The sequence below is a fragment of the Streptomyces violens genome, assembly GCF_000717745.1.
In the GTDB taxonomy this organism is placed as follows: Bacteria; Actinomycetota; Actinomycetes; order Streptomycetales; family Streptomycetaceae; genus Streptomyces; species Streptomyces violens.
Genome location: NZ_JOBH01000002.1, coordinates 598,253 through 614,930 on the forward strand (window position 1 = coordinate 598,253; position 16,678 = coordinate 614,930).

At 71.0% G+C, this 16,678-nt stretch carries 14 protein-coding genes; 4 read left to right on the plus strand and 10 right to left on the minus strand.

Annotation, left to right across the window (positions count from 1 at the left end; translation table 11 throughout):
- Positions 1-2 precede the first annotated feature (2 nt).
- A complete protein-coding gene (locus tag IF04_RS0105980; protein ID WP_245654287.1) occupies positions 3-1,352 on the plus strand; it encodes a uracil-xanthine permease family protein in 1,350 nt (449 codons plus the stop codon).
- Here the strand turns inward: IF04_RS0105980 and IF04_RS0105985 are convergent.
- Complete coding sequence (locus tag IF04_RS0105985) at positions 1,333-2,307, minus strand: LysR family transcriptional regulator (protein WP_078599881.1); 975 nt, start codon at positions 2,305-2,307, stop codon at positions 1,333-1,335. The two genes, IF04_RS0105980 and IF04_RS0105985, sit on opposite strands and share 20 nt — an antisense overlap.
- A 70-nt stretch (positions 2,308-2,377) precedes the next feature.
- On the opposite strand from IF04_RS0105985, the gene IF04_RS0105990 reads away from it, so the two are divergent.
- A complete protein-coding gene (locus IF04_RS0105990) occupies positions 2,378-3,520 on the plus strand; it encodes a TDT family transporter (protein ID WP_030251979.1) in 1,143 nt (380 codons plus the stop codon).
- Between the two features lie 74 nt (positions 3,521-3,594).
- Here IF04_RS0105990 and IF04_RS0105995 read toward each other — a convergent pair whose 3' ends face one another.
- The 3 genes from IF04_RS0105995 to IF04_RS0106005 all read right to left on the minus strand — a co-directional run bounded on the left by IF04_RS0105995 (position 3,595) and on the right by IF04_RS0106005 (position 8,332).
- Entirely contained in the window at positions 3,595-4,332 is a 738-nt protein-coding gene (locus tag IF04_RS0105995) for a helical backbone metal receptor (protein ID WP_030251981.1), read from the minus strand.
- Between the two features lie 141 nt (positions 4,333-4,473).
- A complete protein-coding gene (locus IF04_RS0106000) occupies positions 4,474-7,077 on the minus strand; it encodes an ABC transporter permease/substrate binding protein (RefSeq protein WP_030251984.1) in 2,604 nt (867 codons plus the stop codon).
- Positions 7,070-8,332, minus strand: coding sequence for a quaternary amine ABC transporter ATP-binding protein (locus IF04_RS0106005; RefSeq protein WP_078599883.1), 1,263 nt, complete (start codon positions 8,330-8,332; stop codon positions 7,070-7,072). The genes IF04_RS0106000 and IF04_RS0106005 overlap by 8 nt, the downstream gene beginning before the upstream one ends.
- A gap of 345 nt (positions 8,333-8,677) precedes the next feature.
- On the opposite strand from IF04_RS0106005, the gene IF04_RS0106010 reads away from it, so the two are divergent.
- Together IF04_RS0106010 and IF04_RS0106015 are read left to right on the plus strand one after the other, a co-directional pair.
- Positions 8,678-9,589 (plus strand): 5'-3' exonuclease, encoded by a 912-nt coding sequence (locus IF04_RS0106010; protein ID WP_030251991.1) that lies wholly within the window; start codon positions 8,678-8,680, stop codon positions 9,587-9,589.
- Positions 9,590-9,645: 56 nt separating this feature from the next.
- The gene (locus IF04_RS0106015; RefSeq protein ID WP_030251994.1) at positions 9,646-10,521 is read left to right on the plus strand and encodes a siderophore-interacting protein; all 876 of its coding nucleotides are present in this window, start codon (positions 9,646-9,648) and stop codon (positions 10,519-10,521) included.
- A gap of 63 nt (positions 10,522-10,584) precedes the next feature.
- On the opposite strand, the gene IF04_RS0106020 is transcribed toward IF04_RS0106015, so the two are convergent.
- The 6 genes from IF04_RS0106020 to IF04_RS0106045 form a co-directional block, all read right to left on the minus strand.
- On the minus strand, positions 10,585-13,410 hold the full coding sequence (locus tag IF04_RS0106020) for a DEAD/DEAH box helicase (RefSeq protein ID WP_030251997.1): 2,826 nt from the start codon (positions 13,408-13,410) through the stop codon (positions 10,585-10,587).
- A gap of 93 nt (positions 13,411-13,503) precedes the next feature.
- A complete protein-coding gene (gene tatC, locus IF04_RS0106025; protein ID WP_030252001.1) occupies positions 13,504-14,475 on the minus strand; it encodes a twin-arginine translocase subunit TatC in 972 nt (323 codons plus the stop codon).
- 62 nt (positions 14,476-14,537) lie between these two features.
- Positions 14,538-14,831, minus strand: coding sequence for a Sec-independent protein translocase subunit TatA (tatA, locus tag IF04_RS0106030; protein ID WP_030252003.1), 294 nt, complete (start codon positions 14,829-14,831; stop codon positions 14,538-14,540).
- 196 nt (positions 14,832-15,027) lie between these two features.
- On the minus strand, positions 15,028-15,246 hold the full coding sequence (locus IF04_RS0106035; RefSeq protein WP_030252005.1) for a hypothetical protein: 219 nt from the start codon (positions 15,244-15,246) through the stop codon (positions 15,028-15,030).
- Between the two features lie 182 nt (positions 15,247-15,428).
- Positions 15,429-15,671: a hypothetical protein gene (locus IF04_RS0106040; RefSeq protein WP_030252008.1), complete on the minus strand. Its 243-nt coding sequence runs from the start codon at positions 15,669-15,671 to the stop codon at positions 15,429-15,431.
- Between the two features lie 54 nt (positions 15,672-15,725).
- Positions 15,726-16,676 carry a helix-turn-helix transcriptional regulator gene (locus tag IF04_RS0106045; RefSeq protein ID WP_030252012.1) on the minus strand — a complete coding sequence of 317 codons (951 nt, stop codon included), beginning with the start codon at positions 16,674-16,676 and terminating at the stop codon, positions 15,726-15,728.
- Positions 16,677-16,678: the final 2 nt, after the last annotated feature.

Consider the following 16,678-nt stretch of genomic DNA (forward strand, 5'->3'; position numbering starts at 1 on the left):
CCGTGGCCGCCCCCGCCGGCACCACCCGTACCGGAGGCGACACTCCTGACGGACCGCCCGGCCCCAACGGCCGGCCGGTCCACCCGGTGGACGAACGCCTCCCGTTGCTCCGACTCCTCCCCCTGGCCGCGCAGCACGTCCTCGCAATGCTCGCGGCCCCGGTCTCCACCGCGTTCCTGATCGCCACCGGCCTCGACCTGCCCCCCGACCGCACAGCGGCCCTCCTCAGCGCAACCCTCGTCCTGTGCGGGGCGGGAGCGCTGTTGCAATCCTTCGGGATCCTGCGGATCGGCGCCCGACTGCCCTTCATGATGCTGCCGGGCGGGGCCGCGGTGGCCATCTTCCTCCAGACCGCCGACCAGCACGGCCCGGCCACCGCCTCCGGCGCGGTCCTCATCGCAGCAGCCTTCCTCCTCGCGGTCCTCCCCCTCTACCGCTACATCGTCCGCTTCTTCCCACCGGTGGTCCTAGGCACCACTGTCCTGCTCATCGGCATCAACATGGTGAACGTCACCGCCCCGATGATCGCTCACGACACCTGGCTGGCCCTGGTCACCATCGGCGCCACGGCGTTGTGTTACCTCGTACTCCCCGGCATATGGCGCCAGATGTCAGTCCTGGCAGGCATAGCCGCAGGCACCGCGGCGGCACTCATATCGCGTACCGGCATGAACACCGTCCCCGACGGCGGCCCGCTCATCGCCCTCCCCCACCCCTTCCCCTACGGCGCCCCCCACTTCGATCTCCTCGCCGCCATCCCCCTCATCGTCTTCACCCTCGCCTCGCTCGCCGAGGCCACCGGTCAGACGGTGCTCAACAGCGAGGCGGTGGGCCGCGACCCGAACCCCGCCCGCGACGTCCCCCGCACGGTCCGCGCCGACGCCCTCACCTCCCTCGCCGCGGGCCTGCTGGGCACCTCCATCATGGTGACCAGCGCGGAAAACATTGGCATCGTCCAACTCACCCGCGTCCGCAGCCGCTTCGTCACCGCCGGCGCCGGCCTCCTGCTCGTCCTCATCGGCCTCCTCGCCCCGGTCTCCCGCCTACTGGCCACTCTCCCCACCCCAGTGGTAGGCGGCGCCGGCCTGGTCATCTACGCGGTAATCGCCGCCATGGGCATAGGCATGCTCCGCCGCACCAACACCTCCGACGGCCCCACCACCACAGTCATAGCCCTGACCCTCCTGGCCGGCCTCCTCCCCGCCCTGTCCCCGGACCTGTACACCCCCCTCCCGACCTGGGCCCGCACCCTATTCGGCAGCGGCGTCCCAGCGGGGGCGATCACAGCGGTGGTGCTTACGGCACTGTTCACCAGGCCGACGAAGCCACCGCTCACCCCACCCCCCGAGTAAGCCCCAACAGTTGGCGCGCAGGCCCCGTAGGCCGCTGCCCCGCGGGCCACACCGCCCGTAGATCCCGCCCCAGCCGGATCCCCGGTACCGGGACCTCCACCAGTCGGCGGGCCGCCAATTCCTCGCCCACAGCGAGCTCGCTCAGGACCGACGGGCCTGCGCCGCTTACCGCTGCCGCCTTTACCGCGGTCGTCGAGGCCAGTTCGAGGAGTGGGGGTGCCAGAGGGCCGCACATCGCGAGGGCCGCGTCGAGGACCTGGCGGGTGCCTGAGCCCTGTTCGCGGAGGATCAGGGGCGTACTCGCCAGCTCGCGGCCCGTGAGGGGGGTGCGGCGGCGGGACCAGGGGTGGGAGGGAGCGGCTACTACTACCAGGCGGTCGTGGCCGATTACTGCGCCGTCCAGGCCGGACGGTATGTCCAGGCCCTCGACGAAGCCGAGGTCGGCCTCGCCGGAGAGGACGCGTTCGGCGACGACGGCGGAGTTGCCCGCGAAGAGTGAGACCGCGGTGTCGGGGCGCTGGGTGCGCAGGGCGATCAGCCAGCCGGGGAGGAGGTACTCGGCGATGGTCATACTTGCGGTCACACGCAGGCGGGAGTCGCGCCGGCCCCGGAGCGCCTGTGCGCCCGCGTCGAAGGCCTCGGCCGCCTCCACGATGCGCCGCGCCCAGTCCGTGACGAGCGTGCCCGCGTCGGTCAGGCGCGAGCCGCGCGGCGAGCGCTCCACCAGGCCGACGCCCAACTGCCGCTCCATGGAACGGATACGGCTGCTGGCGGCGGGCTGGGAGATGCCCAGCTCCTTGGCGGCCCGGCCCAGGCTGCCCAGCCGGGCCACGGCGAGCAGCAGTTCCAGGGCGGCGAGATCCGGTACGCGGTACGCCAGCCGCCCGTCGTGCGGCCTCGGCCCTTCGGCCGCGCCGTTGCCTGCGCCCCGCTCCGCTTCACTGGCTTGACTCATAAATCCAGGTTATGCCCTCATAGACCTGATGTCCCTGGTGGGGGCGGGCGCGTGACGGAACTCTGGAGTCATGGCTACCCTCGCGCAACCTCGCTCCCGCCCCGTGACGGGCCCCCAAGGCCGCACCCGCGGCTCGATACGGCACCTCGGCCCCAACTGGTACGCCGCCGTCATGGGCACCGCGATCATCGCCAACGCCGGCGCCACGCTCCCGGTACAGGCAGGCGTGCTGCACACGGTGTACGAGGTCGTGTGGGCGCTGTCGGCCGTCATGCTGTTCGTCCTGCTCGTCGCCCGCGCCGCGCACTGGATCCGCCACACCGACCAGGCCAGGGCGCATCTGCTCGACCCGATGGTGGCGCCGTTCTACGGGTGCCTGTCGATGGCCATGCTGGCGGTCGGCGGCGGCACGCTCGCCGTCGGCAAGGACGTGATCGGTGTTTCCACGGCGGCCGCGGTCGACGGTGTGCTGTGGGTCGCGGGGACCGTGGTCGGCCTGGTCGCGGCCGCGGCCATCCCGTACCTGATGGTGACCCGGCACCGGATAGACGCGGGGACGGCCTCCCCCGCCTGGCTGCTGCCGATCGTCGCCCCGATGGTCTCCGCGGCCATCGGCCCCGGTCTGATCCCGCACCTGCCGGCCGGTCAGTGGCGGTCCGCCATGCTGCTGGGCTGCTACGGCATGTTCGGTCTGTCGCTGCTGACCGTGCTGGCCATGCTGCCGCTGGTGCTCTCGCGGCTGATCCACCACGGGCCGCTGCCGCTCGCCGCGACGCCCGCGCTCATCCTGGTACTCGGCCCGCTCGGCCAGTCCACGACCGCGGTGAGCAACCTCGCGAACGCCGCGCCCGCCGCCGGCTCCTCCTACGCCGACGCGATGACCGCCTTCTCCGTGCTGTACGGCGTGCCGGTCATGGGCTTCGCGCTGCTGTGGCTGGGGCTGTCCGCCGCGATGGTGGTCCGCGCCTTCCGCAGCGGGATGCGCTTCTCGATGACCTGGTGGGCCTTCACCTTCCCCATCGGCACCTGCGTCACCGGCGCGGCCGGGCTGGCAGGCCACACCGGGCTGGCCCTGTACGACTGGCTCGCCGTCGGGCTGTACCTGCTCCTGGTGGCGGGCTGGCTGACGGCCTTCATGTACACCGCGCGCGGCCTCTTCCGCGGCACACTCCTCGCGCCGCCCGCCTCGGCCCCGGCTCCGAAGGCCGCCTGACAGCCACCGTCCCAGACCCGGCTCCCGGACCCGGCGGTGCACCGGCCCACGGCCTCCGGTGCACCGCCGTTCCGCTATGCCGCCGCCTCCAGCGCCGCCCGCAGTACACCGGGCGCCTCCGCCAACGACGGCCCGTACCAGGTGAGATGGCGCCCGCTGACCAGCGCGGCAGGCAGTCCGGGGAAGGACTCGGGCCCGTCGTCGGCAGCGAAGCGGTACGGCTCGTCGGGCAGTACGACGAGGTCGGCGCCGCGGCTGTTCAGCTCGTCCAGGGAGATCTTCGGGTAGCGGTCGGCGTGGTCCGCGTACAGGTTCCGCACGCCCAGCCGGGCCAGCAGGTCGCCCGCGAAGGTGTCCCGGCCGAGCACCATCCAGGGCCGCCGCCAGATGGGCACCACCGCGGCCAGTTCCGAGGCGTGCGCCGGTACTTCCCGCCAGGCCGCCTCCGCCTCGTCCAGCCAGCCGGGGCGGGCCAGCCCGCAGCCGCGCACGAGGACGCGGTCCAGTTCGCGGAACGCCTGCGGAAGGTCGCGGACCTCGGTGACCAGCACGTTCAGGCCCGCGGCGCGCAGCGCGGCGAGGTCGGCCGGGCGGTTCTCCTCCTCGTTGGCGATCACGAGGTCGGGGGCGAGGGCGGCGATCCGCGCGGTGTCGGGGTTCTTGGTGCCGCCGATGCGCGGCACGTCCAGGCCGGCCGGGTGACTGCACCAGTCCGTGACGCCGGCCAGCAGCTCCGGCGCGGTGGCGGCGACCGCCTCGGTCAGGGACGGGACGAGCGAGACCACCTTGCGTACGGCAGCGTGAGAGGTCATCGCCCCACAGTAGGCGCCAGTAGGAGCCACGGCAGGGCCTGCCGGCACGCGGACGGGCCCCGCCACCGGAGTGCGGTGGCGGGGCCCGTTCCTGAAAGGGCGTGACGGCCGGTCAGTACCGGTACTGCGTCACGTACGGCGTCACTTCACCGGGGCCATCTCATCGACGATGCCCGGGTGGGCGTCGACCCACTTCTTGACGCCTTCTTCCTCATGGCCGGTGCCCGCCTCGTTGATGGCGGTCTCCAGGCTCGCCAGTTCCTCGGGCTCCATGTGCCAGTTCTTCAGCCAGCCGTTGAACTCCGCGTACTTCTTCGGGAAGCTCTTGTTCGCCAGCGTCTTGATCTGGTTGTTGGCGCCCCAGGTGCCCTTCGGGTCCTTGAGCTTGGTCAGGTCGTACTTGTCGTACGCCCAGTGCGGCGACCACAGGACGACCGCGATCGGCTCCTTCTTGGCGATCGCCCGCTCCAGCTCGGCGAGCATGGCGCTGGTACCGGCCTCGGTGACCTTCATGTTCTGCAGGCCGTACGCGGGCAGGACCTTGCTCTTCAGGCGCTTCATCTGGCCGGTGCCCGGCTCGATGCCGATGATCTTGCCCTTGAACTTGTCCTTGTGCTTGCGCAGGTCGTCCATGGTCTTCACGCCCTTCACATAGGAAGGCACCGCGATTTCCAGAGACGTCTTGTCGTACCACGCACCGAGGTCGACGAGATCCTTCTTGTACTTGTCCCAGTACTGCTTCTGCGCGACCGGCAGCCAGGCGTCCATCTCCACGTCGACCTGTCCGGTGGACAGCCCGGTCCACATCGGACCCACGTCGAGGTTGCGCATCTTCGGCTTGTAGCCGCGCTGCTCCAGGACGTACTTCCACAGGAACGAGGTGGCGATGCCCTCGTCCCAGGACGGGTAGCCGATGTTCGGCGCGGCGCCCGCGTCCTTGCCCTTGGCGTACGCGCCCGGGGCCGGGGCCAGCTTGTCGGCCATGCCCGGGTTCTTCTTCAGCCAGGCCTTGACGCCGTCCTGCTCGTGCCCCTTGCCGGCGTCCTGGATCTCCGCCTCAAGGCTGGTCAGCTGCTTCTCGTCCAGGTGGAAGTTCTTCATCCACGAGGCGACCTGCGGCTCGTCCTTGGCGAAGCCCTTGCGGCCGAGCGTGTGGATGCCGTCACCGGAACCGAAGGAGCCCTTGGTGTCCTTGAGCTTGGTCAGCTTGTACTTGCTGTACGCCCAGTGCGGGGACCACAGGGTCACCGCGACCGGCTTCTTGGCCTTGATCGAGCGGTCCAGCTCGGCCAGCATCGAGGAGGTGCTGGACGACTGGAGCTTGTACTCGCCGTCCAGGCCGTAGTCCTTGAGGACCTTGTCCTTGACGATCTTCATCTCGCCGGCGCCCGGCTCGATTCCGACGATCTTGCCGCCGAACTCCTTGCCCTTGCCCTTGAGGTCGTCGAGCGTCTTCACGCCCTTGACGTAGGACGGTACGGCGATCTCCAGCGAGGTCTTGTCGTACCAGGCGCCGTAGTCCTCCAGCTTGTCCTGGTACTTCTTCCAGTACGACTCGTGCGTCACCGGCAGCCAGGAGTTGGTCTGCACGTCGATGTCGCCCTGCGCCTGGCCCGTGTAGAGCGCGCCGGCCTCCAGGGCCTGCGCCTTGGGCTGGTAGCCGCGCTGCTCCAGCAGTTCCTTCCACAGGTACGTGGTGGCCTTGCCCTCGTCCCAGTTGACGTAGCCGAGGCTGATCGGGCGGCCGTTGCCGACGCTCGCGGCACCGCCCTCGCTCTTGGAGCCGAAGGCGTTCATGCCGCCCGCGGCCAGCGCGAGCACGACCACACCGGCCATGGCGAGCGAGGTCGCCGGGCGCCACTGCAGGAACTTCAGGCCGCCGAGCGCGGCCTGCGCCTTGGCCAGCGCGCGCCGGCCGAGCGGCGAGACCCGCTGGTTCAGGGCGCCGGTCATACGGTCCAGGTACATCGCGAGAATGACCACCGCGAGACCGGCCTCGGTGCCCAGGCCCACGTCGACGGAGCTGATCGCGTCGTAGACGGAGGAGCCCAGACCGCCGCCGCCGACCATGCCGGCGATGACGACCATGGACAGCGCCAGCATGATGACCTGGTTGATACCGGCCATGATCGTGGGCAGCGCGAGCGGGATCTGCACGCGGAAGAGCGTGCGGCGCGGGTGCGTGCCGAACGCGTCGGCCGCCTCGACCAGCTCCGCGTCGACCTGCCGGATGCCCAGCTCGGTCATGCGGACGGCGGGCGGCATGGCGAAGACGATGGTCGCCACGATGCCGGGGACCACGCCGAGGCCGAAGAAGAGGATGCCCGGGATGAGGTAGACCATCGCCGGCATCGTCTGCATCAGGTCCAGCACGGGACGCACCGCGCCGCTGACCGCGCGGTTGCGGGCGGCCCAGATGCCCAGCGGCACCGAGATGACCACGATGACCAGGCATGCCACCAGGACCAGGGAGAGGCTCTCCATGGTGGTGTCCCACTGTTCGATCGAGTCGATCAGTGCGAAACCGAGGAAGGTGAGGGCTGCGGCGAGGAAGCCGCGCAGCCACCAGGCGAGCACCGCGAGGATGCCCGCGAGGAACAGGGGCTCGGGCGCGGCGAGCACCATGTGGAAGAAGCCGTACACGGCGTTGAGCACGTGGGTGATGAAGCCGAAGAGCCAGTCGACGTTCGACTGCAGCCACTTGACGGCCGCGGCGGCCCACGTGCCGATCTCGATCCTAGGCACCGGCGATCACCTTGCTCTCGTCGGCGTCCTTGCCGTCGGCGTCCTTGCCGTCCGTGTCCTTGCTGTCCGTGTCCTCGGGCGCGGCGTCCTCGGCCGCGTCTTCCTTGGCCACGGGCTGCTCGTCCGCGGGCTGCTTGTCCTCGGGGGCGGGCTGCGCGGGTACGGCGGCGACGGCGTCCTGCGCCTGGGGCTCGGGCTCGCCGAGCGCGGCCAGCAGCTTCTGCGCCGGTACCGCGCCGATGAGCTCCCCGGCCGCGTCGGCCACGGCCACCGGCACCGCGCTGGCGGAGCAGGGCGCGAACAGGTCGACGAGCGGGGTGTCCTTGGTGACCGTGGCGGGCGCCGCGGCGCGGAACTGCTCGGCGGTGGACATCTCCGTACCGTCGGCGTCCTTGCTGCCCAGCACCGACGCCACGTCCGTCATGATCGCGCCCGCGGTCAGCACGCGGGTGCGGTCGACGTCCTGGATGAAGGACGCGACGTAGTCGTTGGACGGCCGTACGAGGATGTCCTCGGCCGAGCCGTTCTGGACGATCCGGCCGTCGCGCATGACGGCGATCCGGTCGCCGAGCCGCATGGCCTCGTTCAGGTCGTGGGTGATGAAGACGATGGTCTTCTTCAGCGTCTTCTGCAGCTCCAGCAGCTGGTCCTGCATGTCGCGGCGGATCAGCGGGTCCAGCGCGCTGAAGGACTCGTCCATCAGCAGCAGGTCCGCGTCGGTCGCCAGCGCGCGGGCCAGGCCCACGCGCTGCTGCATGCCGCCGGACAGCTCGTCGGGCCAGGACTTCTCCCAGCCCTTCAGGCCGGCCAGCTCCAGCGCCTCATGGGCGCGCTTCTGGCGCTCGGCCTTCGGTACGCCCTGGACCTCCAGGCCGTACGCGGCGTTCTCCAGGACGCTGCGGTGCGGGAAGAGCGCGAAGTGCTGGAAGACCATGGAGATCTTCTGGGAACGGACCCTGCGCAGCTCTTTGGGGCTGAGCGTGGTCAGGTCCTGGCCGTCGAACCGCACACTGCCCGCGGTCGGCTCCAGCAGCCCGTTCAGCATGCGCAGCAGCGTGGACTTGCCGGAACCCGACAGACCCATGACGACGAAGATCTGGCCTTCGTCCACGGTGAACGACGCGTCGATCACCGCTGCCGTCGTGCCCTCGGCGCGCAGCTCGTCGCGGGTCGCCCCGGCCTCGAGTTTCCGCACGGCGTCATCGGGTCGTCTGCCGAACACTTTGTACAGGTGCTCGGCTTGCAGCCTGGACACATACACCTCTCTGGTCGAGCCAAGGAACGGCCCGTCCCAGCCATGGGTGATCCCCAGGCCGAAAGGCTGGGGAGGGGCCGTGGAGCGGCACGGCTTCGGGCCGCCTGCGCCGGGAAAGAAAGAAGTTGAATCCCTTACCGGTTCCGCTCCGGATGCGCGCCTGCCCCTCTTTCTTCACACCAAACACATGAGTGACTCGCCTCACAAGCGGCACACGTTTGACGCGAGGTCACTCGCGACCCCTACACGGCGGCTCGCGACCCATTCGCGACTCACGGGGCGGGGCGCCGCGCGTCGGGCGTTGTCAGTGGCGTGCGGCATCATCGGCGTGTGACTCGACGCCTGATGCTCCTCGACACCGCCTCGCTGTACTTCCGCGCGTACTTCGGCGTGCCGGACTCCGTCCGCGCCCCGGACGGCACGCCCGTCAACGCCGTCCGCGGCCTGCTGGACTTCATCGCCCGCCTCCTCCAGGACCACCACCCGGACGACCTCGTGGCCTGCATGGACGCCGACTGGCGCCCCCAGTGGCGGGTCGACCTCATTCCGACGTACAAGGCGCACCGCGTCGCCGAGGAGGCCCCCGAGGGTTCCGCGGCGCCGGACGTCGAGGAGGTCCCGGACACGCTCTCGCCGCAGGTCCCGGTGATCGAGGCGGTACTGGACGCGCTGGGCATCGCGCGCGTGGGCGCGGCGGGGTACGAGGCGGACGACATCATCGGCACGCTCGCCACGCGCGCCGCCGGGCCGGTGGACATCGTCACCGGCGACCGCGATCTGTACCAGCTCGTCGACGACCGGCGCGGCGTCCGCGTGCTGTATCCGCTCAAGGGCGTCGGCACCCTCCAGCTCACCGACGAGTCGTGGCTCCGCGAGAAGTACGGCGTGGACGGCGCGGGCTATGCGGACCTGGCGCTGCTGCGCGGCGACCCCAGCGACGGCCTGCCGGGCGTGCCGGGCATCGGCGAGAAGACCGCGGCCAAGCTGCTGGCGACCTTCGGCGACCTGGCCGGGATCATGGCCGCGGTCGACGACCCGGCGGCCAAGCTCACGCCCACGCAGCGCAAGCGGCTGGCCGAGGCCCGCCCGTACCTCGAGGTCGCGCCCACGGTCGTCCGCGTCGCCACGGACGTCGCGCTGCCCTCCTTCGATCCGGCGGTGCCGAAGGAGCCGGCCGATCCCGCGACGCTGGAGGAGCTGGCCGGGCAGTGGGGCCTGGGCGGCTCGCTGCAGCGTGTCCTCAGCGTGCTCTCATGATGTGCTGTTAGGTTAGGTGTACCTAACTTATTCTGAGAGCGCCCAGGGAGCCCATCGTGGCAGCAGACCGTCCCGCCGAACGTCCCGCCCGCCGGAAGGCCGTCACCTACCGCGCCCGCGTGATCCACACCGAGCGCCTCAGCCCGCACATGATGCGGGTCGTCCTGGGCGGCGCGGGCCTGGCGGACTTCCCCGCGGGCGAGTACACCGATCACTACATCAAGCTGCTCTTCCCGGTGCCGGGCGTGACCTACCCGGAGCCGTTCGACATCGCGCAGATCCGCGCCGACTTCCCGCGCGACCAGTGGCCGCGCACCCGGACGTACACGGTGCGCGCCTGGGACCCGCAGTCCCTGGAGCTGACCATCGACTTCGTGGTCCACGGCGACCAGGGGCTGGCCGGGCCGTGGGCGCAGCAGGCCGAGGCGGGCGAGGAGATCCGTTTCCTCGGCCCGGGCGGCGCGTACGCCCCGGAGGCCGCGGCCGACTGGCATCTGCTCGCCGGTGACGAGAGCGCGCTGCCGGCCATCGCGGCGTCGCTCGCCGGGATGCCGGAGGACGCCGTGGTGCGCGCCTTCATCGAGGTACCGGACGCCCGCGAGGAGCAGAAGCTGCGGGCGCCGGCCGGCGCGGAGATCGTCTGGCTGCACCGCGACGGTGCGCCGGTCGGCGAGCGGCTGGTCGACGCGGTGCGGGCACTGGAGTGGCCCGCGGGCCGGGTCCAGGCGTTCGTCCACGGCGAGGCGGGCTTCGTGAAGGAGCTCCGCCGCCTGCTGCGCGTCGAGCGCGAGATCCCCCGCGCCGACCTCTCCATCTCGGGCTACTGGCGCCGCGGCCACGACGAGGACGGCTGGCAGGCCTCGAAGCAGGAGTGGAACGCGAAGGTGGAGGCGGAACAGGAGTCGGGCCAGGCGACGCCGAACGCCTCCTGACTGCGGACTTACTGACGGGCCGTCACAGCGGGTACTGCTGTGACGGCCCGTCTCATCGGCCTGTCAGCCGACCGAGGAATACGCCACAACTCCCCGCAGCACCCCGTCAACCGCCTTGCGGGCGGCCTTCGTCACCGTCGAGCCCTCCGGCGCCGCCGCCGCGATCTGCCCCAGTACGTCGATCAGCTGCTTGCACCAGCGGACGAAGTCGCCGGCCGGCATCTCCGCCTCGCGGAGCACCGCGTCGAGGCCCACGCCGGACGCCCACTGGTGTGCCGCCCACGCGAAGCCGAGGTCCGGCTCGCGCTGGCCGACGCCCTCCGCCTGGCTGATCCGGTGATCCTCCTCCAGGGCGTCCAACCGGCCCCAGATCCGCACCATCTCGCCCAGCGCGGCCCGCGCCTTCCCCGAGGGGAGCTTCGGCGCGACCGCGTCATCCGCCTGGCGCGCCTCGTACACCAGCGCCGACGCGCACGCGGCCAGCTCCTGGGGCGACAGGCCCTCCCAGACGCCCTCGCGCAGGCACTCGCTCGCCAGCAGGTCCAGCTCGCCGTACAGCCGCGCCAGCCGCCGGCCCTCGTCCGTGACCGTGTCGCCCTGCAGATAGTCCAGCTCGGTCAGCAGCGAGCAGATCCGGTCGAAGGTGCGCGCGATGGTGTTCGTACGGCCCTCGATGCGGCGCTCCAGCTGGCGCGTGTCCCGCCGCAGCCGGTGGTACCGCTCCGCCCAGCGCGCATGGTCCTCGCGCTCGTCGCAGCCGTGGCACGGATGCGCCCGGAGCGCGGTCCGCAGCCGCGAGATCTCCCTGTCGTCCGCGGCAGGCGACCGCTGCTTGCGGTGCCGCTCCGGCGGGATGTGCCCCGCCTTCGTACGCAGCGCGGACGCCAGGTCGCGGCGCGACTGGGGGCTGCGCGCATTGAAGGACTTCGGGATGCGCATCCGGTCCAGCGCCTGCACCGGCACCGGGAAGTCGATCGACGCCAGCCGCTTGACCTGCCGCTCCGCGGTGAGCACCAGCGGCCGCGGCCCGTCCTCGGCATGGAAGCCGCGGTGGCCGTTGGTCCGCCCCGACGGCATCCCCGGGTCCAGCACCAGCGCCAGCCCCGCGAACTTCCCCGTCGGTACGTGGATCACATCGCCCGGCTTCAGCTTCTCCAGCGCCGCCGCGGCGGCAGCCCGGCGCTGCGCCGCGCCCTGCTTGGCCAGCTCCGTCTCACGGTCCTTCAGGTCCCGGCGGAGCCGCGAGTACTCCTCGAAGTCCCCGAGGTGGCAGGTCATCGCCTCGCGATAGCCCTCCAGCCCCTCTTCGTTCTTCTGCACCTGACGCGAGATTCCGACGACCGACTTGTCGGCCTGGAACTGTGCGAAGGACATCTCCAGCAGCTCGCGCGAGCGGTGCCGGCCGAACTGCGAAACGAGGTTGACCGCCATGTTGTACGACGGCTTGAAGGAGGAGCGCAGCGGATACGTACGGGTGCCCGCCAGGCCCGCGACCGCGGCCGGGTCCATGCCGCGCTGCCACAGCACCACCGCGTGGCCCTCGACGTCGATGCCGCGCCGCCCGGCCCGGCCGGTGAGCTGCGTGTACTCGCCGGGGGTGATGTCCGCGTGCTGCTCGCCGTTCCACTTGACGAGCTTCTCCAGGACCACGGACCGCGCGGGCATGTTGATGCCCAGCGCCAGCGTCTCCGTCGCGAAGACCGCCTTGACCAGGCCCTTCACGAACAGCTCCTCGACCACCTCCTTGAAGGTGGGCAGCATGCCGGCGTGGTGCGCCGCGATGCCGCGCTCCAGGCCCTCCAGCCACTCGTAGTAGCCGAGGACGTGCAGGTCCTCGTCGGGGATGCCGGCCGTGCGGGCCTCGACGATCTTGCGGACCTTCTCCCGCGCCGCCTGGTCGTTCAGCCGCAGGCCCGAGTACAGGCACTGCTGGACCGCCGACTCGCAGCCGGCCCGGCTGAAGATGAACGTGATCGCCGGGAGCAGGCCCTCATTGTCCAGCCGGTCGATCACCTCGGCGCGGCTGGGCGTCCAGATCCGGCTGCGCTGCCGCCGCTCGCGCTCGCGGTCGGCCTCCCGCAGGTTGTTGCGGCCGCGGCGCTTGTCCCGGCCGAAGGTGGGGCGGCTGTTCTCCATCCGGGCCAGCCGCACCAGGTCGGGGTTGACCTCGCGCTTGCCCTGGCCGGGCTCGGCGCCGTCCCGCTCCTCGAAGAGGTCGTACATCCGGCGCCCCGCGAGCACGTGCTGCCACAGCGGCACGGGGCGGTGCTCGGAGACGATCACCTCCGTGTCGCCGCGGACGGTGTCCAGCCAGTCGCCGAACTCCTCGGCGTTGGAGACCGTGGCGGAGAGCGACACCAGCGTCACGGAGTCGGGGAGATGAATGATCACCTCTTCCCACACGGCGCCGCGGAAGCGGTCGGAGAGGTAGTGCACCTCGTCCATGACCACATAGCCCAGGCCGTTGAGCGCCTGGGAGCCGGCGTACAGCATGTTGCGCAGCACTTCGGTGGTCATCACGATCACCGGTGCGTCGCCGTTGACGCTGTTGTCGCCGGTCAGCAGGCCGACCTTCTCCGCGCCGTACCGCTTGACGAGGTCCTGGTACTTCTGGTTCGAGAGGGCCTTGATGGGGGTGGTGTAGAAACACTTGCGGCCCTGTCTCAGGGCCAGGTGGACGGCGAACTCGCCGACAATCGTCTTACCGGATCCGGTCGGAGCGGCGACCAGCACACCCTTACCGGCTTCCAGGGCCTCGCACGCCTCGATCTGGAACGCGTCCAGCCCGAAGTCGTACATCTCCTTGAAAGGGAAGAGTGCGGTGGCCTGCTCGGCCGCGCGCGATCGCGCGGCGGCATAGCGCTCAGCAGGGGACATGTCCTCGGTCATCGTGTCTACGAGCCTACCGGCCACCTCTGACAGTCACGCGATCTTTAACGACCCACGCCCCCTGCGACCCGCTTCCCGGGGAGGCAGGAGGGGTTACGTGATGTCGTCCATGTCTTCCCGGCGGGACTCCAGGGCGCGGCCGGTACCGGACTGCTCCGGGAGGGCGCGCGGGGCGTCGACGGACTCGATGGCGCCGATGTCGTCGGGGGTGAGGTCCAGCTCGGAGGCTTCGTCGTCGGCGGGGCCCGCGGCGACGGCACGCGCCCGGCGGCCGTCGTTCACCAGGGAGACGACCACCGCGGCGAAGTAGAGGACCACGATCGGCGCGGCCAGCGCGATCATCGTGAGCGGGTCGGTGCTCGGCGTGGCGATCGCCGAGAAGAGCGTGATGCCCATGATCATGGCGCGCCACCAGCCGAGCATGCGCTTGCCGGAGATCACCCCGCCGAAGTTCAGCAGGACCAGCAGCAGCGGCAGCTCGAAGGACAGGCCGAAGACGACGACCATCCTGGTCACCAGGTCGAGCAGCTTGTCCAGCGGCAGGAGGTTGTCGATGCCGATGGGCGTGAAGTCGATGAGGACCTTGGCGGTGGTCGGCAGCACCGCGTACGCGAAGTAACCACCGATCATGAACAGCGGGAAGCCGGCGCCCACGAAGCTGAGCGCGTACTTCTTCTCGCTGCGGTGCAGGCCGGGCGCGAGGAACGCCCAGAGCTGGTACAGCCAGACCGGCGCGGAGAGGATCAGGCCGGCCATCAGGGAGACCTTGAGCGCCAGGGTGAAGGGCCCGAGCAGGTCCATCATCACGATGCGGGCGCAGGTCTCGCCGCCCTGCTTCTGCGCCAGTTCACCGAAGGAGAGGTTGCAGCCCACCGACTGAAGCACCGGCTTGGTGATCAGGTTGATGATGTCGTTGTAGAAGAACGCCGAGATGACGCTCGCCACCACGATGGCCAGCACGGACTTCGCGAGCCGGTTGCGCAGCTCGCGCAGGTGCTCCGCGAGGGGCATGCGGCCCTCGGGGTCCCTGTCCTTCTTATCCTTCTTCGGGGCAGACTTGAGCAACCCACGTCCTCATCTCGTGCGGCGGGCAGCGGTACCGGGCCGCCGCCCCAGTCGGCCCTGGGTCAGCGCTTGGTGGTGCTGTCGGTCGGCTCGGCGACCGGGCGGGAGCTGTTCACATCACCGGGCGACGCCTGGATCGTCTTCGGGGTCTCGGCCTGTGCGTCGTTCGGCGGGTCCGACGGCGCGGACTGCGACTGCGAGCCCTCCGACTTCATCGCCTTGGCCTCGCTCTTCAGGATGCGTGCCGACTTGCCGAGGGAACGGGCCATCTCGGGAAGCTTCTTGGCGCCGAACAGGAGGATGACGACGACGAGGATGAGGATGATCTCGGGAGCGCCGATCTTTCCAGTGAACATAAGTGTTTACCTTCTCACCGAGGCGGCTGGGGTGGGGCTGCCCGACTGGTCGGACAAGCGTCCGTTTCGCCGTGCTGCCAGCGATCGTAACGCGCGGGGGTTAACCGACGGCAATCCCTGTGCATACTCCCGATTGCGGGCCGTGCCTCGTTCGTCGGCCCGCTTCCAGCAGCGTACCGCCCCGGCGCGGCCGATTTCAGACCCTCTCGGCCCCGGGGCCGGCCATCGCTCCGGCGTCCCCGGCCAGCGGCCCGGCGGCCCGCTCCAGGTCCTGCGCGGCGTACTGGATCCGGCGGGAGGTCTCGTCCACCTGGCGGGCAAGCCTGCGCACCTCCACGAAGACACGGACGGCCAGCACACCGAGGACGGCGAGGCCGAGGAAGCCGAGGGCGATGGCGATCATGGGCCAGAGCATGGAGCGAGCCTACCGGCGCCTACGGGGCGAATCGAACGAACCCGTGCCCCCACCGGGGGATTACCCAGCGGAGCCGCGCGCGAACCGGTATGCGACTGTCGCGCACCCCGTATGCGGTCGGCGTTATGCGGTCGGCGTTCGCCCCCGTATGCGCCCGACGCTCACCCCATAGGCGGCCGACGTCACCCCGTATGCAGTCGCAGCGTCCGTACCCCGCCGCCGGTCAGCAGTTCCACTATCCGTTCGCCCGCCGGCTTGCGGACGGCGGAGCCGCAGTCGGGGCAGGTGAAGGAGTAGAAGGTGGTGCGGCGGCTGCCGCCGATCGCCAGCCGCAGCGCGTCCGAGGCCAGCTCGAAGCGGCCCCGGCAGTCCGGACAGGCCGCCTTGAAGATCACGGGCGCGGCCGGGGTGGTCACGGTCGTCATCGCACTCACAGCTCCCCTGCGGTTTCCTCGACTGTCCCTGCTCCCGGCCGCCGCTCAGCCGCCGTACGCGGCGAGCGCACGCGCCGCCGCCTCCCGCGCGCTGTCCGCCAGCTCCTGCGGGGCGACGATCCGCCCGTCCCGGCCCAGCCGCAGCGCCAGGCGCCGCAGCGAGGCGGGCTCCGGGGTACGCAGGGTGATGCGCAGGCCCCCCTCGGGCAGCTCCTCGGCGGTGTCGTGCGGGTAGTACTCCGCGACCCAGCGGCCGCCGGGCCCCACCTCGATCACGACCTCCGGGTCCTCGGCGGCCGGCTGCACCAGCCCCTCGGACAGGTCCCGCAGCTCGATCGGCGGCGGGTCGGAGGGCGCGTCCAGCAGCTTGATCTCGGCCACCCGGTCCAGCCGGAAGGTGCGGCGCGCCTCGGAGAGCCGGCACCACGCCTCGACATAGGTGTGGCCGACGGCGAAGAGGCGGATGGGGTCCACCTCGCGCTCGGTCAGCTCGTCGCGGGCGGGCGAGTAGTACTTCAGCCACAGGCGGCGGCGCTCGGCGATGGCCCGGTCCACGTCGGCGAAGACGCCGCCCTCGGACTCGAAGGTCACGGACAGGCGGGAGCTGGCGCCCGCCGCCTCGCCCGCCGCGGCCTCCAGCTTGGCGGTGGCGCGCAGCAGCGCCTGCCGGTCGCCCTCGCGCAGGCCCGGCAGGGTCGACACCGCGCGCGCCGCGACCAGCAGCGCGGTCGCCTCGTCGGCGGCCAGCCGCAGCGGCTCGGCGACGTCGTCGGGGTTGTGCCACCAGATGCGGTCGCCGTCGGTGTCGATGTCCAGCAGGTCGCCGCCGCGGAAGCTCGTACCGCACATGGGCAGCACGTCGAGGTCCGCGATCAGCTCGTCCTCGGTGATGCCGAAGGCCCGGGCCACGTCGCCGACGCGGGCGCCGGGGCGCTCGCGCAGATACGTCACCAGGGACAGCATCCGGCGGGTCTGGTCGATGGCGTTGGTCGCCATGG

Bases quoted from the DNA above. Each gene is read 5' to 3' on its own strand.
- IF04_RS0105985 (WP_078599881.1), bottom strand. From the start codon at position 2,307: ATGAGTCAAGCCAGTGAAGCGGAGCGGGGCGCAGGCAACGGCGCGGCC.
- IF04_RS0105990 (WP_030251979.1), top strand. From the start codon at position 2,378: ATGGCTACCCTCGCGCAACCTCGCTCCCGCCCCGTGACGGGCCCCCAA.
- IF04_RS0105995 (WP_030251981.1), bottom strand. From the start codon at position 4,332: ATGACCTCTCACGCTGCCGTACGCAAGGTGGTCTCGCTCGTCCCGTCC.
- IF04_RS0106010 (WP_030251991.1), top strand. From the start codon at position 8,678: ATGCTCCTCGACACCGCCTCGCTGTACTTCCGCGCGTACTTCGGCGTG.
- IF04_RS0106020 (WP_030251997.1), bottom strand. From the start codon at position 13,410: ATGACCGAGGACATGTCCCCTGCTGAGCGCTATGCCGCCGCGCGATCG.
- tatA (WP_030252003.1), bottom strand. From the start codon at position 14,831: ATGTTCACTGGAAAGATCGGCGCTCCCGAGATCATCCTCATCCTCGTC.
- IF04_RS0106035 (WP_030252005.1), bottom strand. From the start codon at position 15,246: ATGCTCTGGCCCATGATCGCCATCGCCCTCGGCTTCCTCGGCCTCGCC.
- IF04_RS0106040 (WP_030252008.1), bottom strand. From the start codon at position 15,671: ATGACGACCGTGACCACCCCGGCCGCGCCCGTGATCTTCAAGGCGGCC.
- IF04_RS0106045 (WP_030252012.1), bottom strand. From the start codon at position 16,676: ATGGCGACCAACGCCATCGACCAGACCCGCCGGATGCTGTCCCTGGTG.